Consider the following 22,422-nt stretch of genomic DNA (forward strand, 5'->3'; position numbering starts at 1 on the left):
TAAAAACAGATAAAATTTTGATTAAATTTGATTTATAGATAAATTTAGCTTTACAGCCCTGCGTTTGCAATCGCTTCGGCCTGTGCGTTTGTGATGAGCGGATCGATGATTTCATCAAAAAGTCCGCCTGCCATTATCGCGTCTAAGCGATAAAGTGTTAAATTTATGCGGTGGTCGCTAATGCGGTTTTGTGGGTAGTTATAGGTGCGAATTCGACCGCTTCTATCGCCGGTGCCTACTTGATCTTTTCGTTCGGCGCGCTCTTTTTCTAGGCGTTCTTGCTCTTGGAGATCATAAAGCCTAGCTTTTAGCACCTTCATCGCAGCTTCTTTGTTTTTGTGTTGGCTTTTACCGTCTTGGTTGGTTACGACTAGACCTGTCGGTATATGCGTGATACGAACGGCGCTATCAGTTGTATTTACAGACTGTCCGCCATGCCCTGAGCTACGCATGACATCGATACGCAAATCGCTATCTTTGATTTCGATTTCGCTATCTTCGATTTCAGGCATCACAGCAACCGTGATAGCAGAGGTATGCACGCGTCCTTGACTTTCGGTTTCAGGCACCCTTTGGACTCTGTGTGTGCCGCCTTCGAATTTAAGCCTAGAATACGCTCCGTCGCCCTTAACAAGCAAAATAACTTCTTTAAAACCACCCACGCTTCCTTCGCTTTGGCTGACAATCTCGCATTTATAACCGCGAAGTTCGGCATAACGCAAATACGCCCCTAGCAAATCTCCCGCAAAAAGCGCGGCCTCGTCGCCGCCAGTTCCAGCGCGAATTTCAAGGAAGATATTTTTATCATCATTTGGATCTTTTGGAAGAAGTAAAATTTTGATTTGCTCTTCGAGTTCGTCTTTTTCGAGTTCTAAATTTTTAAGTTCCTCTTTGGCAAGCTCGCCAAGCTCAGGATCGCCTAATAAATTTTTGTTTTCCTCGATATCAGCGACAACCTTTATATACCTATCTGCGGCGTTTTTTATCGGTTCGATACCTCTTTGCTCTTTGGAAAGCTTTGTCATATTTGAAATATCGCTTGCGATACCTGGATCACTAAGGAGCCGTGAAAGCTCCTCGTATCGGTCTAAAAAGGGTTGTAATTTTTGGGCTAACATTTAATGATAATTATGCGACTTTTAGTGTATTTACTAGTTTTGCCAAGCGGCTAACTTTTCTGCTTGCAGTTTCTTTTTTCAAAAATCCACGGCTAACGAAAGCGTGGAAGCTTTGATTAACTACTTTTAGCGCTGCCTCGGCTGCTGCTAGGTCTTTACTATCTACTGCTTCTCTTACCGCTCTTGTCATGTTTTTTACTCTTGTGCGGTAAAATCTATTGCGCTCTGTTTTTTTCACAGTTTGTCTAGCGCGTTTTTCGGCTGATTTGTGATTTGCCATTTTTATCCCTTTAAATGAAAATATTAAACTCGTGATTATACTACAAAAATTTTAAGCGTTGCTGAAATTAAGCAATTTTTAAAAGAAATTCGATTATTAAACTTTTTTTGCTAATATTGCGAGAATTTTGATTTATAAAGGATTAAATTTATGAAACTTTTCGGAACTGACGGCGTCAGGGGCAGAGCGGGCGAGTTTTTGACAGCCGAACTTGCTATGAGATTAGCTATGGCGGCTGGAATTTATTTTAGGAAAAATTCCGTTACAAATATGATTTTAGTCGGCAAAGACACTAGGCGAAGTGGCTATATGATAGAAACTGCGATTGTGGCTGGACTTACTAGCGTGGGATACAATGTTCGTCAAATAGGCCCTATGCCGACCCCAGCAATCGCGTTTTTGACAGAGGATATGCGCTGTGATGGCGGAATCATGATAAGCGCTTCGCATAATCCATACTATGATAACGGCATTAAATTTTTCGATCACACGGGCTTTAAACTCGATGAAAAAGAGGAAGCTGAAATCGAAAAAATCTATTTTAGCGACGAGCTAATCGCCGAGGCTAGAAAACAAATGATGGAAATCGGCGTGGCAAGGCGCGTCGATGATGTTATTGGCAGATATATCGTCCAGCTTAAAAATTCATTTCCAAAAAACAAAACCCTGCATGGACTTCGCATTGTGCTTGATTGCGCAAACGGCGCAAGCTACAAGGTCGCTCCGACGGTGTTTAGCGAGCTTGGCGCAGAAGTGATAGTCCTAGGCGATGAGCCAAATGGAAAAAATATCAACGAAAATTGTGGCGCCTTGGCTCCGCAAAATTTGGCAAGCGAAGTAAAAAGATTGCGCGCTGATGTGGGATTTGCCTTTGACGGGGACGCTGATAGATTAGTCGTAGTCGATGATAGCGGTCAAATTTTACACGGAGATATTTTGCTTGGCGTTTTGGCGCTGTATCTAAAAGAGCTTGGCAAGCTTCAAAACGACCAAATCATCGCAACCGTGATGAGTAACGGCGCGCTTGATGATTTTTTGGCAAAACACAAAATTTCTGTGCATAGATGCAGTGTGGGCGATAAATTTGTGCTTGAAATGATGAAAGAGAAAAAGGCGAATTTCGGCGGCGAGCAAAGCGGACATGTGATTTTTGGCGATTATGCTAAAACAGGCGATGGAATCGCCTCTGCGCTTCAATTTGCAGCGTGTATGCTCGGTATGAATAAAAAAGCGAGCGAACTAGCAAATTTAATCAAGCCGTATCCGCAAATTTTGCGAAATTTAAAGATTACAAATAAAAAACCGCTTGAAAAAATCGCTGGATTAAAAGAGCTTGAAGAAGAGATCAAAAAAGATAAAATTCGCACGCTGTTTCGCTACTCTGGCACGGAAAATTTGATCCGTTTGCTTTTTGAGGGCAAAAACGCAAAAGCTCTGGAAAAATGGGCGAACGAAGCAGAGAAATTTTTCAAAAAAGCGTTAAATGACTAGAAAATTTATTAAATTTGTCCTGATTTTTACGCTTGTTTTGGCACTTGATCAATTTATAAAATTTATATTTTTAAATGGTTTTTCGTGGGAGGGTGAGTATTTTTCGCTGATACTGACCTTTAATAGAGGCGTAGCGTTTTCGATGTTAGCTTTTTTGGGCGAGAGTTTGAAATTTATCCAGCTTGGGCTAATCGCGCTTTTGGCTTGGTATGTTTTTAGCCAAAAAGAGCTTTTTAACGCGCACTATCTGCCTTTTGGCATTTTGCTTGGAGGCGGGGTTTCAAATGTGCTTGATCGCTTTATCCACGGCGGAGTTGTGGATTATGTGGCGTGGCACAAATGGTTTGAATTTGCGGTTTTTAACTTTGCCGATGTGATGATTGATTTAGCAATTGTCATATTTTTGTGGCAAAATTTGAAAATTTCAAAGAAAGGCAAAATTTGAAAAGAAACAATTATATCGCGTATGCGCTGTGGTTTGCCGGAGCTTTTTCGTGGGCTGTGGGATTGCCGATTGGTGGCGGTTTGCACCGAATTTATTGTGGTAAATTTGTCAGTGGATTTGCGCAAATCGGGCTGTATTGGGCTGGGATTTTTACGCTGTATTTTTTGCTAGGGCTTGTGATTTTGCCGATTTGGCTTCTTTGGGTGCTTTTTGACCTATTTTTCGTAGGAATTTGGGTCGAGGATATCAACGAAGAAGCCGGCGAAGGCGTGGCTGAGGATTATTCACAGCGTCTTAAAAAGGTAGAGGCCCTATACGAGCTTTTTCAAAAAGGGGCGATTAGCAAGGAAGAATTTGAAGCTAGAAAAGATATTTTAATGAGAGATTGAAAGGAAGGAAAATGAGTTATTATTGGTTTAAATTTATCCACTTTGTGGGCTTTATTTCGTGGATGGCGATGCTGTTTTATCTGCCGCGCCTATATGTTTATCACGCTGAGAATTTGGACAATCCAAATTTTGTCAAAGTTGTGAAAAAAATGGAAAAAATGCTCTATCACGCCATTGGCTGGATAGCTTTGGCGGTTACGATTTTTAGCGCGGTTATGCTGATTTTGCTAAATCCGGGACTTATGAAAATGGGCTATTTCCACCTAAAATTACTTTGCGCTGTTTTAATGGTGGCTTATCATTTTTGGCTTCATTATTATTTGATTAAATTCGAAAAAGACGCCTGTAAAAAAAGTGGCAAGTATTTCCGTGCGCTAAATGAAATTCCAACGATTCTGATGATAGGCATACTTTATGCTATGTTAATCATGCCAAATCAATGAGAATTTAATGAAATTTATACTAAAATAGACAAATTTGTTCAAAGGGAGAATCATGCAACGCATAATCAAAAAAATCCTATCCAGCGAAAGTAGTGCTGGCGTAATCCTCCTTTTATCCGCAGTATTTGCTATCATCGCACAAAATGTCGATATTTTATCTCCGTATTATCGCGAGTTTATCCACACGCACATCGTCATGGGTATCGGCAAACTAAAACTCGATGAGGATATGCACTTTTGGATAAACGACTTTTTAATGGCGATATTTTTCTTCGCTATCGGTTTGGAGCTAAAACGCGAAAAAATCGAAGGTCAGCTTCGCCATTTTTCTCAAATTTTGCTTCCTAGCTTTGCCGCTCTTGGCGGTGTTATGGCGCCTGCGATTATCTTTACGATACTTAACTGGGGCGATAGCGAGGCGCTTAAAGGCTGGGCGATTCCTACGGCTACTGATATTGCCTTTGCCGTGGGCGTAATGGCACTACTTGGCAAAAGAATTCCAGCAAGTCTTAAAATTTTCGTCTTAACACTAGCGATTATGGACGATTTGTGCGCGATTTTGATTATTGCGCTTTTCTACTCATCTACGATAAATATCTCTTACCTAATCGGCGCAGGAATTTGCGTGGCGATTATGTTTATAATGAATAAAATGAAGGTAGATAAAAAACTGCTTTTCGTCATTATGTCGCTTATTTTGTGGGTAATGGTGCTAAACTCTGGTATCCACGCGACAATCGCTGGCGTTGTGGCTGGATTTTGTATCCCATTGCAAACTCGCTCTGGCTCAATGCTAAAAGATATGGAGCACGGACTTGCATATCCTGTGAATTTTTTCATTTTGCCGATTTTTGCCTTTGCAAATGCGGGTGTAAGCCTAGCTGGCATGAGTCCTAGCTATCTATTTGGCCCAGTTCCAATGGGTATCGCGCTTGGCCTATTTTTCGGCAAACAATTTGGAATTTTCGCATTTAGTTGGCTACTTATCAAGGGCAAAATCGCCTACCTGCCAGAAAACGCAAACTGGGCGCAACTATACGCTGTAAGCATAATTTGCGGTATTGGATTTACAATGGCGCTATTTGTCGATGGCTTAGCTTATGGCGGAAGCGACATTTATCATCACACAGACAAACTCGCTGTTTTCATCGGCTCTATCGTCTCAGGTCTGGTCGGATATATCGTGGCTAAGGCCGTAGGACCAAAACCAGCCTAAATTTAGGGGCAAAATTTAGTGTTAAATTTAGCCTCATTTCTTAGTGCGCGCGAGTGGAGAGATCTACTGCGCGCCGAATTTCAAAGTCAAAATTTCAAAAATTTAGAGCGAAATTTAGCTCAAATTTCACAAACTACCCAAATTTACCCGCCGCTAAATTTAATCTTTAACGCCCTAAATTTGACCTCGCTTTCAAGCTTAAAAGTCGTAATCATAGGTCAAGACCCCTACCACGGCGCAGGCGAGGCTATGGGGTTGGCATTTAGCGTGCCAGAGGGGGTAAAAATCCCGCCAAGCTTAAAAAATATTTTCAAAGAAATCATCGCAGACATCGGCTCGTGCGCCATAAGTGGGGGCGATTTGACCCCGTGGGCGAGGCAGGGCGTGCTACTACTAAACTCTACTCTAAGCGTGAGCGAAGGTGCGCCAAATTCGCACGCTAAGCTTGGCTGGGGCGAATTTACAGACGCCATAATCGCCAAAATCAGCGAAAACTGCGAAAATTTAGTCTTTATGCTCTGGGGAAATTTCGCCATAAAAAAGGCAAATTTGATCGACGCAAATCGCCATTTAATCCTCACAGCCCCGCACCCTAGCCCATTAGCGCGCGGTGGGTTTTTTGGGTGCAGACATTTTAGTAAATGTAATGAATATTTAGCTTTAAAAGGTAAAAATACAATACTTTGGTAAATTTATAAAAATACTATGTATTTTAAAATTTAATTAAACAATTTAAGTATATAATCAGCGCCTAAATTTTATCTATCTAAAAAAAGGAAAAAAATGAATAAATTTTTATTTGCGTTTGCTTCTAGTGCGCTACTTTTTAGCGGAGTTTGCGCCAAAAGCCTAGCAGAAATCAAATCTAGCGGAACAATTATAATAGCCGTCCATGATGACGAGGCTCCATTTGGCAAGTTAAATGGTGACAAATACGAAGGTTTTGAAATAACCTTAGCCGAGGCTGTGGCTGCGAAAATTTTCGCAGACGGCGAGGGAAAGGTGGAGTTCGTAGCCTCTGCAAACGATGAGACCTCTTATAGATTGTTGCAAGATGGCGCTGTGGATATGGCTGTCTCGACCCTAGTCCCTACCGCCGAGACCGAGAAGCTCGCTGATTTTTCTAGCCCGTATTTTAGCGTAAATGTCGGTATCCTAACCCGCAAAGCAGACGCGATAACAAGCATAAAAGATCTAAAAGACAAAACAATCCTAGCCATGCCAGGAAGTATCGGCGAAAAATATTTCCAAAAACAAGGCTATGCTATCAAAGAGTGCGATAGCGCTGGTGGCTGTGCTAGGGCGCTACTTGAAAATCAAGGCGATGCCTATGCTGATGAAAACATCATCGTAATGGCGTTTCCAGTGATAAATAGAAATGTCGAAGTCCCACAAAAAAACCTCGGAGCCTCTGAGTTTAACTCAATCGGCGTGCAAAAGGGCAACACAGATTTGCTAAAAGCAATCGACGCTGCGCTTGTGGAGCTATCTAAAACCGGCTTTTTTGAAACAGAGTTTAACAACCACATTTCCCCATATTACAAGGGCACAGCCGAGAAAAAATACTTCTTGCTAGATGATATTTATAATCTACTTTAAGCTTTAAATTTTTAAAATTTCGCCTTGCTAAATTTGCGTTTAGCAAGGTTGTTTATCGCTAAAAAACCTTAAATTTTGATAATTAAGTTAAATTTTTGTGACATAAATCTCTTTTAAATAAAATTTTTGATACAATCTAATGATTTAAATTTATTTTAAGGGGTGAAAAATGCAAGTTCCAATTCGTTATGGCAAAGATGATGTTTTAAACATAAATTTTGACGAAAAAAATCTTTTGGGGATTTTCAATCCGAATAAGGTTGAGAAATTTGACGAGGCTGAGCTTATCAAAAAAGCAATGCAAAATCCGATAAATCAAAAAACTTTTGATGAGTTTATCAGTGGTGATGAAGAGATCGTAATCATCGTAAATGACGGCACGCGCCCAACTCCGACATCTAAAATTTTAAAAGAAATTTATCCAAAAATTCGCGATAAAAAGAAAACTTTCATTATCGCAAACGGCTGCCACAGAGATCCGACCGAAGATGAGTATGAGATGATTTTTTCAAAAGAAATTTGGGCTGAGGTCAAGGCCAAAGGCGAGGCTCACAGCCACGATTCTAAAAACGATGAAATGGTCTATTTGGGCGAGAGTAGCAACAAAACCCAAATGTATCTAAACAAAATCGTAGCAAACGCGAAAAAGGTTATCCCAATCGGCTCGGTCGAACCGCACTATTTCGCGGGTTACACAGGCGGTAGAAAGGCGTTTTTGCCAGGCGTTGCCAAATACGAAACTATCGAGCAAAACCACAAACTAGCCCTTAGCCACGACGCGCAGGCTTTGCGATTAGAGGGCAATCCCGTGCATGAGGATATGGTCGATGCGATGAAGGTGCTAACTCATATCGATGTATTTGCGATTATGACGGTGCTAGATAGTGACCATAATATTTATTATGTAAATAGTGGCGATTTAAACGATACATTTTATGATTGTATCGAAAAAGCAGAAGAGGTATTTTGCGTCAAAATCCCTCAAAAAGCTGATATCGTAATCTCAGTAGCACCATATCCTATGGATGTGGATCTATACCAAGCGCAAAAAGCGCTAGATAACGGCAAACTAGCCCTAGCCCAGGGTGGCGTGCTTATCATGGTAGCCAAATGTCGCACAGGAATCGGCCCTAAGCCGTTTTTTAACCTCATGGCATCAGCCGATACGCCACAAAAAGTGCTAGAAAAAATCCAAGAGGAATTTCACCTAGGCTATCACAAAGCTGGCAAAATGGCTGAAATTGGGCTTTGGGCGCAGACTTGGGCGGTTAGCGATCTAAGCGACGATGAGATGAGAGCTGTGCATTTAAAGCCATATCATGATTTGCAAAAAGCCCTAGATGACGCGCTTGGTGAGAAGGGTAAAGACGCTAAGATTGTGATTTTACCATTTGGTTCAATGACGGTTCCAAAAATTTGAGTAAATTTATCTATTTAGACTGCGCCAGTGGCATTAGCGGAGATATGTGCCTTGGCGCATTTATCGACCTTGGCGTAGATTTTGGCTTCTTAAAACACAGCCTTGCAAAGCTAGGAATTTCTAATGAGTATGAAATTTGCGCCAAAAAGGTTTTAAAATCCGGCATAAGCGCTACGAAGGTAGATGTGATTTTAAAGCGCAAATGGAGCACGACACCCCATTTCTATGAGCATGGACGCACTTTTAAAGACATTGTAAATTTAATAAATTCTTCAAATTTAAGCGAATTTGTAAAAGAAAAATCAATCGAAATTTTTACTATCATCGGCGAAGCGGAGGCAAAAATCCACCAAAGTAGCCTAGAAAATGTCCATTTCCACGAGGTTGGCTGCACAGATAGCATAGTCGATATCGTAGGAAGCGCAATTTGCTTCGAATCGCTTGGGATTTCGCGAGTGCTTTGCTCGCCACTTGCCCTTGGTGGGGGATTTGTGAAGTGCGCTCACGGAATTTTAAGCGTGCCAGCGCCTGCGGTGAGTGAAATTTTATCTGGCGCGCCTGTGAAATTTGGCGGTGATTTCGAGCAGACGACACCTACTGGCGCAGGTATCGCAAAGGCTCTAACGAGCGAATTTTGCGCCGAATTTAGTGCTAAAATTTTGCGCACTGGATACGGGGCTGGAAGCAAGGAAGCTAAATTTGCAAATTTGCTTAAAATTATGATTTGCGAAGATGAGGGCATGAGGCAATCAGGGCAGGTTTTAATCGAGACAAATATCGATGATATGGACGCTGAGGGCTTGGCGCTAGCGAGTGAAATTTTACTAAATGCTGGCGCACTTGATGTGTTTAGCGAGGCCGTGAATATGAAAAAATCGCGCCTTGGCACGAAGCTTAGCGTGCTATCTAAATCTTGCGATGCGCCCGCGCTAAAAGAGCTGATTTTCCGCCATACCACGGCGATTGGGGTGCGTGAAATTTCTGTGCAAAAAACAGAGCTTCCACGCCAAATTCGCGCTGTGAATACGAAATTTGGCGAGGTTAGGATTAAAATTTGCAAATTTGAGGGCGGAGAAAAAATCAAACCTGAATTTGATGATTGCAAAAATTTGGCACAAAAATTTGGCACAAATATCGCTACGGTGCGAGCTGCGGCGATCAAAGAGTATGAAAATGGAAACTTTAAAGGAAGAGATTAGAGGGCTTAAAAATCTCGCCCTGGCCTTTTCTGGCGGGGTGGATAGCTCGTTTTTAGCCTGCGTGGCAAGTGAAATCTTGGGCGCAAATTTCATCGCGCTTACCATAAAAACGCCATATATGAGCGAACGCGAAATTTCGCAGGCTATAAATTTTGCTAAAATTCACAAATTTCGCCACGAAATTTTAGAACTCCAAACACCGCAAGAAATCGCGAATAATCCGCAAAATCGCTGTTATTTATGCAAAAAAAATTTATTCGAAAATTTAATTAAATTTGGGCGAAATTTGGGATTTTCAAATTTCGCAGACGGCACAAACAAAGATGATTTAGGCGAAGATCGCCCAGGACTTCGCGCCGTGCGCGAGCTTGGCGTCATTTCGCCACTGATAAATTTAACCAAAGCCCAAATTAGGGAGTATTCACGCACCCTGCGCCTAGAAAGTGCGGACTTGCCTAGCTTTGCGTGTTTGCTAACTCGTTTGCCTCACGGGCGCGAATTTAGCGCAGATGATTTGAGATTAATCGAGCGTGTGGAAAATTTACTCATACAAAACGGCTTTGCAAATATCAGAGCGCGCTATAATGGGCGAAATTTAAAAATCGAAATGCCAAGAGCGCTGATGAGCGAATTTGTGGCGAGTGAAAATTTTGCAAAAATTATTCAAAAAATAGATGAAATTCCGCAAATTAATGAAATTTTGCTCGATTTAAAGGGTTTTAGAAAGGAAGTTTTAAATGAAAAAGGCTGAAATTTTGGACTTAATCGCCCAAATCAAGGGTGGCAAAATTTCTGATGAAAAGGTCGTCGAGTATTTCGCAAACTACCCATTTTCTGATATCGGCTGCGCTAAGGTCGATATGCAAAGAGAGCTTAGAAGTGGGGTAGGCGAGGTGATTTATGGCGAGGGAAAAAGTGCTGAGGCGACTTTGGCAATCGCGCGCGAGTGTGTGAAAAATGGCAACAATGTCTTAATCACGCGCACAAATTCGCAGGTGGCTGAGATTTTGCAAAAGGACTTCCCGCTTGCCAAATTTAACGAGATCGGCCGCACGATAAGCATTATCATAAACGAGCCAAAACTTACCGAAAGTTATATCGGTATCATTTCGGCTGGCACATCTGATTCTTACGCTGTGGAAGAGGCATACGAGACGGCGAAATTTTTGGGTAATGATGTGCGCAAAATCACCGATGTTGGCGTGGCTGGGATAAATAGGCTGTTTTTGAAGCTTGATGAAATCCAAAAAGCCAAAGTCCTAATCGTCATAGCAGGCATGGAAGGAGCCCTTCCTAGCGTGATTGCAGGCCTTGTCAAAGCCCCGGTCATCGCCGTGCCTACAAGCGTGGGATATGGGGCGAGTTTTGGTGGTGTGGCAGCCTTGCTTGGTATGCTAAATTCGTGCGCAAACGGCATTAGTGTCGTAAATATCGACAACGGATACGGCGCAGCGTATAATGCGAGTATAATCAACCATTTATAAGGAGAGAGTGTGGAAAATGTAGAGAAAATGACCGCCGTCATGGCTAGTCTCGTCGGATACAGTGGCAAAATTTTGCCAGATGATGTCACGGCGAAATTAAAGGAGCTAGCGAGCAAAGAAAATGCGCCACTAGCAAAGACGATTTATGAGACGATGTTTAAAAACCAAGAGCTTGCCAAAGAGCTAAATCGCCCCTCTTGTCAAGATACTGGCGCGATTCAGTTTTTTGTAAAATGTGGTGCGAAATTCCCGCTAATTGGCGAATTAGAGCAAATTTTGCGTGAAAGTGTCTTGCGAGCGACAAAAGAAGCTCCACTTCGCCACAACAGCGTCGAGACCTTTGATGAATACAACACTGGCAAAAATGTCGGAAAAGATGTGCCTTCGATCTTTTGGGAAATTGTGCCAGGTAGCGATAAATGCGAGATTGACACATACATGGCAGGAGGTGGCTGCACGCTTCCTGGAAAAGCTGGCGTGCTAATGCCTGGTATGGGCTATGAGGGCGTGGTGAAATTCGTAATGGATATAATGACAAGCTATGGCCTAAACGCCTGTCCGCCGCTAGTCGTGGGCGTGGGCGTGGCAACCTCGATAGATGTGGCGTCGTTGCTTTCTAAAAAAGCTTTGTTTCGCCCGCTTGGAAAGCATAATCCAAACGAGCGCGCCGCAAAAACCGAAAAATTGCTAGAAGATGGCATTAACAAAATCGGCCTTGGCCCGCAAGGCATGGGCGGAGCCAGCTCGGTGCTTGGCGTGCATATCGAAAACTCAGCCCGTCACCCCTCAGTCATCGCTGTGGCTGTAAATACAGGCTGCTGGTCGCACAGACGCGCGAATATCGTTTGGAACGGCGATTTAAGCTTTACCGTGACATCTCATAAGGACTATAAATATGAATAAGAAAATTTTGCAAACTCCGATTTCTAGGGAGGATTTAGAGGATATTAAAATTGGCGATATCATTTATCTAAGCGGAAATATCGTAACTTGTCGCGATGTGGCTCACAGGCGCGTGGTCGAAAAAAATATGCCTTTGCCACTTGATATCCGTGGTGGGGCGATACTGCACGCAGGCCCTATTATCAAAAAAACAAGCGCTGGTGGCGAGGATAGATACGAAATCGTCTCGGTAGGACCTACGACAAGTATGCGTATGGAGAAATTCGAGTATGAATTTATCGAAAAAACGGGCGTTAGAGTAATCGTAGGCAAGGGGGGAATGGCTAGCAATACAGAAAATGGTTGCAAGGATTTTGGCGCATTGCACTGCGTTTTCCCGGCAGGGTGCGCAGTAATCGCTGCTATGGAGGTCGAGGAGATTGTAAGCGCTGATTGGATGGAGCTTGGTATGCCAGAGACCTTGTGGAATTGCAAAGTCAAAGAATTTGGCCCACTAATCGTATCAATCGACGCGAAAGGCAATAATCTTTTTGAGAAAAATAAGGTTGAATTTAACAAGAAAAAAGATGAGGCGTTAGCGGAAATTTTGCCAGAAGTTAGCTTCATAAAATAGGAGAAATTTATGAAAAAAACAGCTTTTATTACAGGTGCGACGAGTGGTTTTGGCGAGGCGATAGCTAGAATTTTGAGTAAAGAGGGCTATAAAATCATCGCTCTTGGGCGCAGAAAAGAGAGATTAGAAAATTTGGTCAAAGAGCTAGGAAATACCCATATAATCGCAGCTGATGTGCGAAATAAAGATGAAATTTTTAAAGCTGTGGAGAATTTGCCGAGTGAGTTTAGAGATGTCGAAATTTTGGTAAATAATGCTGGTCTTGCGCTTGGTCTAGATGGCATTAAAGATGCTCAAATCGAGGATTTAGAGACTATGGTCGATACGAATATCAAGGGCGTTATTTACACTACAAAGGCAGTTTTACCACTACTTTTGCAAAGTGGCAATGGCTATATTTTTAATATCGGCTCTACTGCTGGTGCGTGGCCGTATCCTGGAAGCCATGTTTATGGCGCAAGCAAGGCGTTTGTGAAGCAATTTAGCAGAAATATCAGAAACGATTTAATCGGCACTGGTATTCGCGTAACAGAGATCGCGCCGGGTATTTGCGAGACTGAATTTAGCGATGTGAGATTTAAAGGCGATAAAGCAAGGGCGAAAAAGGTCTATGAAAACACAGATCCGATTAAGGCAGAGGATATAGCACAAATCGTGTTAAACTGCATAAATATGCCTCATCATGTCAATATAAATATCGTCGAGGCTATGGCGACAGCGCAAACTTGGGCTGGATTACATGTAGAGAAAAGATAACTCTAAATTTTGAATAAGTATTATAAATAAATTTTTAACACTTATTCTATAAAAATTCAATATTTTGAATTTTATTTATATTTCTTTAAAAGAAATATTGATATAATAAAATAAGTATTTTTTAAGGAAAGGAAGAAGCGATGGAGTTTCTTACAGGTTTGTCTGAGAGCGTCCAATTTACTATTCAGTTGATAATAGTTTTGGCGTGTCTGTTTTATGGTGCCAAAAAGGGCGGTATGGCCCTTGGTATTTTAGGTGGTATAGGTTTAGTTATACTCGTATTTTTATTCAAAATGTCTCCGGGCAAACCAGCCGTTGATGTTATTTTGACAATCCTTGCGGTTGTTGTCGCCTCAGCTACATTGCAGGCTGCGGGTGGTTTGGATGTTATGCTTCAACTTGCTGAAAAAGCGTTGAGAAAAAATCCAAAATTAGTTTGTTATGTTGCACCAATGTGTGCTTGGACTTTGACAGTTCTTTGCGGTACTGGTCACACAGTTTATACACTTTTGCCGATTATCTACGATGTATCTATGAAAAGTGGTGTGCGCCCAGAGCGTCCAATGGCAGCTACTACCGTTTCATCACAATTAGCAATCATCGCTAGCCCAGTTTCAGTTGCTGGTGTTTCTATCGTGGCTGTATTGCTAGGCGCTGGTGCTCAAATCGAGGGATTTTCTAGCTACCTTGACCTTCTTAAAGTAACTATTCCTTCTACTTTCTTCGGTATGCTATGTATCAGCACATACTCAGTATTCCGCGGTAAAAGCCTTGAAAAAGATGAGGAATTCCAAGCTAAACTTAAAGATCCAGAGCAAAGAAAAATCATCTATGGTTCTGATGACGCTAAATCACTAGTTGGTGTTAAACTTCCACAAAAACAATGGAATGTTATGTATATCTTCCTTTCAGCAATCGTTGTTGTTGCGGTTTTGGGTTATTACAAACAACTTCGCCCGACATGGTCTATCTCAAAAGACGCTGCTATCGTTAATATCGTAGATGCAGGCGACAGCTCAAAAGTCCTAGACAAAGTAAAAATCAGCGATGGAACTATGATGTTAAGCGGTGCTGAGACAAAAATGAGCGTTAAAAAAGATAAATCTAAACTATCTCAAACTGCACAAGGTGTCGAGGTTAAAGATAAAGACGGCAAAACTTACAAAGTTAGCCAAGACGGCGGAAAAGTAACTTATGTAAATGCAAAAGGCGAAACTAAAACTTACGAAAACGCAAAAATTGATGTAGCTACAAGCACAAAAGGTTCAAAAACTCTTGGTATGGTTGATACTATCCAAATGTTTATGCTCCTTGCTGCTGCTATTATGATGATTTATTCAGGTATCAAAGCTGGCACAATCGCTCAAAACGAAATCTTCCACAGCGGTATGATTGCGCTTGTTGCGATTTATGGTATCTCTTGGATGGCCGATACTATGTTCCACGCTCATATCGATATGCTGGCTGGCTCACTTGGTAAGGTAATGCAAGCATATCCATTTACATACATTGTAGTTGGTATGTTGATTTCAAAATTCCTTAACTCACAAGCTGCTGCTGCTGCGACTTTCGTTCCACTAGCGATTGCTATCGGTGTAAATCCAGGAACAATCATTGCGTTCGCAACTGCATGCTACGGTTATTTCATCTTACCTACATACCCAAGCGACCTTGCTGCGATCCAATTCGACCGCTCAGGCACAACAAAAATCGGTAAATATGTTATCAACCACAGCTTCATTATCCCTGGTTTCATCGGCGTATTCAGCTCATGCTTCCTAGGCTATATCCTAGCTCACTTCTACGGATATATGTAATAGCTCTTGTCTGCGAGTTTCCTCGCAGACAACTTTTTCTTCTAAATTTCTAAATTTTATTTCAAATATTTATTAAGTCAAATTATGCAAAACACCGATATTGACATACAGGCATTAGAGGAAGAATTTAAAAAATTCAATGCCAAAAATTATACAAACAACGGAGTGTATATGTATTGCTAATTGTAGCGTATTGCACATTTTCAAATATTGTGCTTTTAAATCAATTAAAAAATCAATTGCAAAAGAAAAGATAAAAATAGATTTCTATATTTTTCGCACCTTTCTCGCAGAAAATTTCTTATAAATAATTTTTATTAATAAACATAAGCTAAAATCCAAATTTTAAATTTTTCAAAAGGAGAAAAAATGAAAATTATCTCAATTCTAAGTGCATGCGCGCTTGGCGCAATGCTAGCAAACGCTGCCCCTTACGAGGTCGATAACGCCCATTCTAGCGTAGGTTTTAAGATCAAACACATGAGCATTAGCAATGTGGTTGGAAACTTCAAGGATTTTAGCGCAGAGATTGATGCCGAGGACGGCAAGCTAAACAAACTAAGCGCCGTGGTAAAAACCGCCTCTGTTTTCACTGACAACGAAAAACGCGACGCGCACTTGCAAGCGGACGATTTTTTCGGCTCAGAAAAGTTCCCTGATATGAAATTTGAAATGAAAGAGTTTGCGCCTGATAAGGTCAAAGGCGAGCTAACGATCCGCGATGTGAGCAAAGAGGTCGAGTTTGACTATGATTTTGGTGGCGAAGCCAAGCAGGGCGATAAGGCTAAAATCGGATTTAGTTTAGAGGGCAAAATCAAACGCTCTGATTTTAATTTCGCCCCAGGTAGCGGCACTGCGATGCTAGGCGATGATATAAAAATTTCTATCGAAATCGAAGCTGTGGCGAAGTAAAATTTTACGCAAATTTCATTGCAAATTTTGGGAAATTTAGCAAATCGCTAAATTTCCCTTTTTTATTTAAATTTTAAATTTTCGCTACGCAATTTCGCAATACTGCGCCGAAATTTTATTAAATATGTCATTGCGAGGAACGAAGTGACGAAGCAATCCAGAGAATTACTAAAATGTTTAAATTTTAAAACGCTTGTTAGCGTGAGGATTGCCATCTGTCTTTTAGCTCTTGCAATAATAAATTTGGTGGGCAAGGATGCTCGCTCTACGACTTTTTATTTGGTTCGCAATCTTGTGGTCTAACACTGAATTCTATAACATTTTTCATATTTTTGGTCGAAATTTTATAAAAAATCCCAACGCCGTATTGGCGAATAGGACCAAATGTATCGTAGAAACAATAATCCAATGTATTTCTGGCTAGATACTCTTTTTTTGCATTTTCTAATTTCGTTGCGTTTGCGCTTTTTTCAATTTCATCAGAATACTTATCCTTGTAAGTGATGTCAAAAATCATCATATTATCTTCACAACGAGCCGTCATTGTCGCCTTTTCGTCGTTTGTTTTTATTTTAACCTCATTGTTTATGGCAAGGACTATGTTTTTCATAATGTCTAACTCGCAGTTATCTTTCGCAAACGCACTAAGGGACATAAAAGCTGACAAAATTGTCATTAAAATCGCTTTTTTCATTATTTTTTCTCACTTTCATTTCTGATTATTTTCGCAAAAGTATATTATATATTAAATTTTTCATTTCTGTTTAAATTCATGCTCTTTTAGATGAAGTTCTTTATGGTTAGTATCTTTGTTTGCTAAAATGAGTATGGGAATTTAAGACGCTGTATTGGGGCTACGGATAGTAAAATTTTAGAAAATCAAAATTTCGGCGCAGTATTTAAAAACTTGCGGTAGCGAAATTTGGCTAAATTTAGCGCACAAACGAGCGTAATAGCGCGATTTCGTCTGCCCAAATACTCTCATCAATCGTCTCTAAAATGAGCGGAATTTCATCGATATTTTTGTCGTTCATAATGTTTTCGAAGCTTGCCAGCCCCAAAAATCCGCGCCCAAGGCTCTCGTGGCGGTCTTTGCGCACGCCAAGGTCGTTTTTGGTGTCGTTTAGGTGCATGCCAGATAAAAATTTATAGCCGATGACGCGGTCAAATTCGGCCATTGTTTTTTCGTAAGATTCTTTCGTGCGAAAATCGTATCCGCCGGCGAACGCGTGGCAGGTGTCGATACAAACGCCAATGCGGGTCTTGTCGCTTACGCGCGCGATTATGTAGGCGATTTGGGCGAATTCAAAGCCTAAATTTGAGCCTTGGCCTGCTGTGTTTTCGATGACGAGTTTGACACTGCTAGTGTTTGCGATAGCGAAATTTAGGCACTCCATGATATTTTGCAGACACTGCTGTGGCGAAATTTCATTTAAATGCGAGCCCGGGTGGAAATTTAGCAGTTTTATGCCAAGCTTTTCGCAACGATTTATCTCGTCGATAAAGGCGTCAAGGCTTTTTTTGCGAAGCGTGGGGTCCGGGTGGCCTAGATTTATGAGATAGCTATCGTGGGCTAGGATATGCTCTGCTCGTATGCCAGTGGTGTCGAGATTTGCACGGAACTGCGCTATATCGCTATCGCTAAGCGGTTTTGCGCTCCACTGGCGCTGATTTTTGACAAAAAGCGCAAACGCGTCTGCGCCGATTTTTTGCGCGTTAAGCGGAGCGTTAAAAACCCCGCCAGCTGCGCTTACATGGGCTCCGACACGCTTCATAAAAGCTCTCTTACGCTGATTTTTACCCCGGCTTTTTTGTCGCTAAATTTGATAATTTTGCCGCTATCATCGCAGACGCTGTATGAAATTTCGCCCAAATTTTGCTCGAATCCGCAATCTGTTTTGGCTAAATTTTTCGCGCCATAGATTGCCTTCGCGCCCAAAATTTCGCCCAAAAAGCCCTTATAATGGGCGTTTTTGAAAAATTTCTCATTGAAAGTTGGCTCATCATCGCAGGCATTATTCATGCACACACTTTCGTTTTTTGCGACCAAGGAAAGCACGCTAACCCCGCTAGAATAGACCTGCAACTCGGTTTGGTTTTTAAAACTTCTAATAAATCCCGTGTCGTTTAGGCGCAAATTTGGCGAAATTATCGAAAACGCCACCGCTTGCGTCTTTTGCGGGGCGAGCTTGGCGCAACCACAAAATACTGCCCCGATTCCCAAAAATCCAGCAAAAATCAAATTTATTTTTTTCATTTTTGTCCTTTTTTAAATTTTAATATTTTCATTTTAGCGAAATTTATAAAAATTCCAGCTTTATTAAGTGAAATTTAAGCGCAATTTATATAAAATAATCGTTCCTTTTAATTTAACCGAATTAAGTGGCCCCTTCGTCTAACGGTTAGGACATCGCCCTTTCACGGCGGTAACACGAGTTCGAATCTCGTAGGGGTCACCACTAAAATACAAAATCCAAAAAATTAAATTTCAAATCAAAATTTAATGAAAATTCAAAATTCGCTTAAAATTTCTTAAAATTTAGCCAAATTTAAATTTACGGTTAAGGTTGTATTGGCTAAAATTACAGCTTATTCTTTTATTGTAGAAAAGATAAATTTGGTAAAAAAGGAAAAAAATGAGCGACATTATCGCATACAAATTTAATGGTGAAATTTATGATACCCAAAGTATCGGCGAGGGCGCAAACAGCGCAGAACCGATATTTTTCGATAACTCTGCTGACGCGCTAAAAGTGCTTCGTCACTCATGCGCGCATTTGTTGGCACAAGCTGTCAAATCACTCCACCCAGACGCGAAATTTTTCGTGGGCCCTGCGATTGAAGATGGATTTTATTATGATATGCGCGTGAGCAAAAACGGCGGCGAGAAGCTTGGCGAGGACGATTTAAAGGCGATTGAGAAAAAAATGAAAGAGCTAGCCGAAGCCAAACAAGATATAGTTAAAATTTGCTCTACCAAAGGCGCTGTTAGCGCAAAATACGCCGAGGACGACCTAAAAGTCGAGGTTTTAAAACGAATCCCAGAGGGCGAAGTGAGTTTGTATGCGCAAGGCGATTTTGAGGATATTTGTCGCGGACCGCATGTGCCAAATACCAAATTTTTGCGAAATTTCGCGCTAACTAGGATTGCGGGTGCGTATTTGGGTGGCGATGAGACACGCGAAATGCTAACTCGAATTTACGGCGTGGTTTTTGCCGATAAAGAGAGCCTAAAAAATCACCTAACAATGCTCGAAGAGGCTAAAAAGCGCGATCACCGCAAGCTTGGTGCGGAGATGAAATTTTTCACATTTGATGAAGAGATCGGTGCTGGACTTCCGATTTGGTTACCAGCGGGTGCGAAAATGCGCGTAAAACTCGAAGAAAGGCTATATCGACAGCTTCGCCGTCGCGGTTACGAGCCAGTCAGAGGCCCTGAAATCCTAAAATCTGACGCGTGGAAAATCAGCGGACACTACACAAATTACAAAGAAAATATGTATTTTACGATGATCGAAGAGCAAGAATACGGCATTAAGCCGATGAACTGCGTGGGTCATATCAAAGTTTATCAAAGCGAAATTCGCTCATACCGCGATTTGCCGCTTAAATTTTGCGAATACGGCGTCGTGCATAGACACGAAAAATCAGGCGTTTTGCACGGGTTGTTTAGAGTGCGCGAATTCACCCAAGATGACGCGCATATCTTTTGTATGCCAAGCCAAATCAAAGAAAATGTTTATGAAATTTTGGACTTTGTCGATGTGCTAATGGGCGCATTTGATTTTAACTACGAAATGGAAATTTCAACCAAACCCGCCAAGGCTGTGGGCGATGATGAAGTGTGGGAGATCGCTACAAAAGCGCTTAAAGACGCGCTTGATGAAAAGGGCTTTAAATACGGTATCGACGAGGGCGGCGGTGCGTTTTATGGACCGAAAATCGACATAAAAATCACAGACGCTTTGGGTCGAAAATGGCAGTGTGGCACCGTGCAGGTGGATTTCAACCTGCCAAATCGCTTCGAGCTAGGTTATATCGACGAAAACAATGAGAAAAAACAGCCGGTCATGCTTCACAGAGCGATTTTGGGAAGCTTTGAGAGATTTATAGGAATTTTAATCGAACACACAGCTGGCGAGCTTCCGTTTTGGATCTGCCCGACACAAGTGGCGATTATCCCGATTGGCGAAGCGCACAGCGCGTATGCAAAAGAGATTTCAGCTATGTTGCGCGATTTGGACATAGACACTGAGATTTTAACCAAAAACGAAACTTTAAATAAAAAAATCAGAACAGCCGAAAAGCAAAAGGTGCCATTAATCATCGTCCTTGGCGATAACGAAGTGGCTAATCGTAGCGTCGCATTGCGTGATAGGCGTGCGCGCGAACAGCGAAATTTGGGGCTTAGCGAGTTCTTGGATTTCGTTCAAAACAAATTAAATGAGGTGAATTTTTGAGCAGCAAAAAAGAAGTTTTTCTAAACGAAGAAATCGAGGCTGATGAGGTTAGGTGTATCGGCGAAGATGGTGAAGCATACGGCGTAATCTCGCTAGATGAGGCGTTGCAAATCGCAAGCAAACAAGGTGTCGATCTCGTGCTAATCGCGCCAGATGCGAAACCGCCAGTGTGCAAGGTAATGGATTATAGTAAATTCCGTTATCAACAAGAAAAAAAGCTAAAAGAGACCAAGAAAAAACAGAAAATCATCGAGATTAAAGAGATAAAATTTTCGGCAAAAATCGCTCAAAACGATGTGAATTACAAGGTAAAACACGCAAAAGAATTTTTGGATTCTGGCAAACATGTCAAACTTCGCGTGTTTTTGAAGGGTCGCGAGATGAGCACTCCCGAGATTGGCGTAAATTTGCTAAACAAAATTTGGGAAGAGAATTTCGCAGGTAGCGCAGAACGCGACAAAGCCCCGATTTTAGAGGGAAGATATGTGAGTATGCTAATTACGCCGAAAAAGTCTTAAATTTCGGCGTAGCTTAAATATTTTTAAATTTCAGCAGAAATTTAAAATTTTATTATATAATCACAGCTTATCTTAAAAAAAAGGATAAACATGCCAAAGATGAAAAGTGTGCGTGGCGCAGCAAAACGCTTTAAAGTAGGCAAAAACAAGATTAAACGCGGTTCAGCTTTCCGCAGCCATATCTTGACTAAAAAGTCTAGCGAGTGTAAAAGAGATTTGCGCGGCCCACATTATGTAGATTCTACAAATGTTAGAGCTGTTAAGCTTATGCTTTGTAAATAATTTTAGTTTTTGACCTAGTCATTCAAACTCCCCTAAGATAGGGAAAGACCCAAAAATGGGCGCCATTTAAGAAAGGATTAATATGGCAAGAGTAAAAACAGGCGTTGTTAGAAGACGCAGACACAATAAAGTTTTAAAACTTGCTCGCGGTTTTTATAGCGCAAGAAGAAAACATTTCAGAAAAGCCAAAGAACAATTAGAAAGAAGTTTGGTTTATGCTTACCGCGACAGACGCGCGAAAAAACGCGACTTCCGCAGACTATGGATCGTTAGAATTAACGCTGCTTGCAGAATCAACGATATTAGTTATTCTAAATTTATGCACGGTCTTAAACTTGCAAATATCGAATTAGATAGAAAAATCCTAGCAAACCTTGCTATGAACGATGCTAAGGCTTTCGCTGCATTAGCTGATAAAGCAAAGGCTGCTTTAAAATAATTTTTTGAATTTCAAGATTTTTTCTTGAAATTCTCCCTTTTAAATTTTGTATTCTGGCTCGTTTAAATAGATTTTAAGCGGGGTTTGAATACAATGCTCCCTTTATTTCGTGGTTGGATAGCTCAGTCGGTAGAGCAGCAGACTGAAAATCTGCGTGTCGGCAGTTCGATTCTGCCTCTAACCACCATTTAAGTTTATTTTAAAGTTTATTCTTAATTCTAAATAATTACTTTTATTTATTTGTTTTTCCCTTATTTACGAGGCTAGGAGTACTACTGAATTGTTTTTATTTGCTCCATTATGCTTTCTAATTCTTTTTAATCGCAAAAGGATTAGAGCATAAATAAAGCACTTAGAAATTCATTAGGTTAGTATCCTCGCAATAAAAATCGAAGTATGAGTTGTCTAGGCTAACGAAGTGAAAACAGCGAAATTTTGAAAATTAAAATTTGGCTATGACGAATTTAGTTGTAGAAATTGATTTATTTCTCAATAATCCTTAAATTCGGCATTTTTGATAAAATTTCTTGATTTTTAATCGGCGTGTTTTTGAAATACAGTTGTTCTAAATTTTGCAAATTTTCAAAACCGCTTGGGAATTCGGTGATTTCAGTGTTATCCATAATTAACTCTCTTAA

The 22,422-nt window shown here is 41.1% G+C and carries 24 protein-coding genes, 2 tRNA genes and 2 pseudogenes; 23 read left to right on the forward strand and 5 right to left on the reverse strand.

The window, feature by feature from the left end; translation table 11 throughout:
- Window positions 1–50: 50 nt before the first annotated feature.
- Together prfA and rpsT are read right to left on the reverse strand one after the other, a co-directional pair.
- Entirely contained in the window at window positions 51–1,118 is a 1,068-nt protein-coding gene (gene prfA, locus OFO01_RS03110; protein WP_270858712.1) for a peptide chain release factor 1, read from the reverse strand.
- 10 nt (window positions 1,119–1,128) lie between these two features.
- Complete coding sequence (gene rpsT, locus OFO01_RS03115) at window positions 1,129–1,398, reverse strand: 30S ribosomal protein S20 (RefSeq protein WP_270858713.1); 270 nt, start codon at window positions 1,396–1,398, stop codon at window positions 1,129–1,131.
- 150 nt (window positions 1,399–1,548) lie between these two features.
- On the opposite strand from rpsT, the gene glmM reads away from it, so the two are divergent.
- From glmM to OFO01_RS03195, 17 genes and pseudogenes are all read left to right on the forward strand, one after another.
- A complete protein-coding gene (glmM, locus tag OFO01_RS03120; protein WP_270858714.1) occupies window positions 1,549–2,889 on the forward strand; it encodes a phosphoglucosamine mutase in 1,341 nt (446 codons plus the stop codon).
- Window positions 2,882–3,334: a signal peptidase II gene (gene lspA / locus OFO01_RS03125; protein WP_270858715.1), complete on the forward strand. Its 453-nt coding sequence runs from the start codon at window positions 2,882–2,884 to the stop codon at window positions 3,332–3,334. The genes glmM and lspA overlap by 8 nt, the downstream gene beginning before the upstream one ends.
- Window positions 3,331–3,723: an SHOCT domain-containing protein gene (locus OFO01_RS03130; RefSeq protein WP_270858716.1), complete on the forward strand. Its 393-nt coding sequence runs from the start codon at window positions 3,331–3,333 to the stop codon at window positions 3,721–3,723. The genes lspA and OFO01_RS03130 overlap by 4 nt, the downstream gene beginning before the upstream one ends.
- A gap of 11 nt (window positions 3,724–3,734) precedes the next feature.
- Window positions 3,735–4,166, forward strand: coding sequence for a CopD family protein (locus tag OFO01_RS03135; RefSeq protein ID WP_270858717.1), 432 nt, complete (start codon window positions 3,735–3,737; stop codon window positions 4,164–4,166).
- A 52-nt stretch (window positions 4,167–4,218) separates the two neighbouring features.
- A complete protein-coding gene (nhaA, locus tag OFO01_RS03140; protein WP_270858718.1) occupies window positions 4,219–5,382 on the forward strand; it encodes a Na+/H+ antiporter NhaA in 1,164 nt (387 codons plus the stop codon).
- Between the two features lie 18 nt (window positions 5,383–5,400).
- A complete protein-coding gene (ung, locus tag OFO01_RS03145) occupies window positions 5,401–6,072 on the forward strand; it encodes a uracil-DNA glycosylase (RefSeq protein WP_270858719.1) in 672 nt (223 codons plus the stop codon).
- A 93-nt stretch (window positions 6,073–6,165) separates the two neighbouring features.
- Window positions 6,166–6,981 (forward strand): transporter substrate-binding domain-containing protein, encoded by an 816-nt coding sequence (locus tag OFO01_RS03150; protein WP_270858720.1) that lies wholly within the window; start codon window positions 6,166–6,168, stop codon window positions 6,979–6,981.
- A gap of 169 nt (window positions 6,982–7,150) precedes the next feature.
- Window positions 7,151–8,401: a nickel-dependent lactate racemase gene (larA, locus tag OFO01_RS03155; RefSeq protein ID WP_270858721.1), complete on the forward strand. Its 1,251-nt coding sequence runs from the start codon at window positions 7,151–7,153 to the stop codon at window positions 8,399–8,401.
- On the forward strand, window positions 8,398–9,600 hold the full coding sequence (gene larC, locus OFO01_RS03160; RefSeq protein WP_270858722.1) for a nickel pincer cofactor biosynthesis protein LarC: 1,203 nt from the start codon (window positions 8,398–8,400) through the stop codon (window positions 9,598–9,600). The genes larA and larC overlap by 4 nt, the downstream gene beginning before the upstream one ends.
- Window positions 9,575–10,351, forward strand: coding sequence for an ATP-dependent sacrificial sulfur transferase LarE (gene larE / locus OFO01_RS03165; protein ID WP_333720418.1), 777 nt, complete (start codon window positions 9,575–9,577; stop codon window positions 10,349–10,351). Before larC ends, larE begins: the two co-directional genes overlap by 26 nt.
- Window positions 10,338–11,084, forward strand: coding sequence for a nickel pincer cofactor biosynthesis protein LarB (gene larB / locus OFO01_RS03170; protein ID WP_270858724.1), 747 nt, complete (start codon window positions 10,338–10,340; stop codon window positions 11,082–11,084). The genes larE and larB overlap by 14 nt, the downstream gene beginning before the upstream one ends.
- Before the next feature lie 9 nt (window positions 11,085–11,093).
- Window positions 11,094–11,987 (forward strand): L(+)-tartrate dehydratase subunit alpha, encoded by an 894-nt coding sequence (ttdA, locus tag OFO01_RS03175; protein ID WP_270858725.1) that lies wholly within the window; start codon window positions 11,094–11,096, stop codon window positions 11,985–11,987.
- A complete protein-coding gene (ttdB, locus tag OFO01_RS03180) occupies window positions 11,980–12,600 on the forward strand; it encodes a L(+)-tartrate dehydratase subunit beta (protein ID WP_270858726.1) in 621 nt (206 codons plus the stop codon). The genes ttdA and ttdB overlap by 8 nt, the downstream gene beginning before the upstream one ends.
- A gap of 9 nt (window positions 12,601–12,609) precedes the next feature.
- On the forward strand, window positions 12,610–13,356 hold the full coding sequence (locus OFO01_RS03185; protein ID WP_270858727.1) for an SDR family NAD(P)-dependent oxidoreductase: 747 nt from the start codon (window positions 12,610–12,612) through the stop codon (window positions 13,354–13,356).
- Between the two features lie 140 nt (window positions 13,357–13,496).
- Window positions 13,497–14,322: pseudogene (locus tag OFO01_RS09005) on the forward strand (anaerobic C4-dicarboxylate transporter family protein); the annotation flags it as partial.
- 263 nt (window positions 14,323–14,585) lie between these two features.
- Window positions 14,586–15,173: pseudogene (locus tag OFO01_RS09010) on the forward strand (anaerobic C4-dicarboxylate transporter family protein); the annotation flags it as partial.
- A 369-nt stretch (window positions 15,174–15,542) separates the two neighbouring features.
- On the forward strand, window positions 15,543–16,085 hold the full coding sequence (locus tag OFO01_RS03195) for a YceI family protein (RefSeq protein ID WP_270858729.1): 543 nt from the start codon (window positions 15,543–15,545) through the stop codon (window positions 16,083–16,085).
- 265 nt (window positions 16,086–16,350) lie between these two features.
- Here the strand turns inward: OFO01_RS03195 and OFO01_RS03200 are convergent, their stop codons facing one another.
- From OFO01_RS03200 to OFO01_RS03210, 3 genes are all read right to left on the reverse strand, one after another.
- Window positions 16,351–16,761: a hypothetical protein gene (locus tag OFO01_RS03200; RefSeq protein ID WP_270858730.1), complete on the reverse strand. Its 411-nt coding sequence runs from the start codon at window positions 16,759–16,761 to the stop codon at window positions 16,351–16,353.
- Between the two features lie 256 nt (window positions 16,762–17,017).
- Complete coding sequence (gene nfo / locus OFO01_RS03205; protein ID WP_270858731.1) at window positions 17,018–17,860, reverse strand: deoxyribonuclease IV; 843 nt, start codon at window positions 17,858–17,860, stop codon at window positions 17,018–17,020.
- Window positions 17,857–18,342, reverse strand: coding sequence for a hypothetical protein (locus tag OFO01_RS03210; protein WP_270858732.1), 486 nt, complete (start codon window positions 18,340–18,342; stop codon window positions 17,857–17,859). Before OFO01_RS03210 ends, nfo begins: the two co-directional genes overlap by 4 nt.
- A 127-nt stretch (window positions 18,343–18,469) precedes the next feature.
- Between OFO01_RS03210 and OFO01_RS03215 the strand changes: the two genes are divergently transcribed.
- The 6 genes from OFO01_RS03215 to OFO01_RS03240 all read left to right on the forward strand — a co-directional run bounded on the left by OFO01_RS03215 (window position 18,470) and on the right by OFO01_RS03240 (window position 21,971).
- Window positions 18,470–18,544 (forward strand) — tRNA-Glu (locus OFO01_RS03215).
- Between the two features lie 177 nt (window positions 18,545–18,721).
- Window positions 18,722–20,545, forward strand: coding sequence for a threonine--tRNA ligase (gene thrS / locus OFO01_RS03220; RefSeq protein ID WP_270858733.1), 1,824 nt, complete (start codon window positions 18,722–18,724; stop codon window positions 20,543–20,545).
- A complete protein-coding gene (gene infC / locus OFO01_RS03225) occupies window positions 20,542–21,063 on the forward strand; it encodes a translation initiation factor IF-3 (protein WP_270858734.1) in 522 nt (173 codons plus the stop codon). The genes thrS and infC overlap by 4 nt, the downstream gene beginning before the upstream one ends.
- 90 nt (window positions 21,064–21,153) lie before the next feature.
- Window positions 21,154–21,345, forward strand: a complete 192-nt coding sequence (gene rpmI / locus OFO01_RS03230; protein WP_270858735.1) for a 50S ribosomal protein L35 — start codon at window positions 21,154–21,156, stop codon at window positions 21,343–21,345.
- A gap of 82 nt (window positions 21,346–21,427) precedes the next feature.
- Window positions 21,428–21,784 carry a 50S ribosomal protein L20 gene (gene rplT / locus OFO01_RS03235; RefSeq protein ID WP_270858736.1) on the forward strand — a complete coding sequence of 119 codons (357 nt, stop codon included), beginning with the start codon at window positions 21,428–21,430 and terminating at the stop codon, window positions 21,782–21,784.
- Window positions 21,785–21,895: 111 nt separating this feature from the next.
- Window positions 21,896–21,971 (forward strand) — tRNA-Phe (locus tag OFO01_RS03240).
- Window positions 21,972–22,422 lie beyond the last annotated feature (451 nt).

Origin of the sequence: Campylobacter sp. JMF_01 NE2 (assembly GCF_027737365.1) — a bacterium.
Classification (GTDB): Bacteria; Campylobacterota; Campylobacteria; order Campylobacterales; family Campylobacteraceae; genus Campylobacter_B.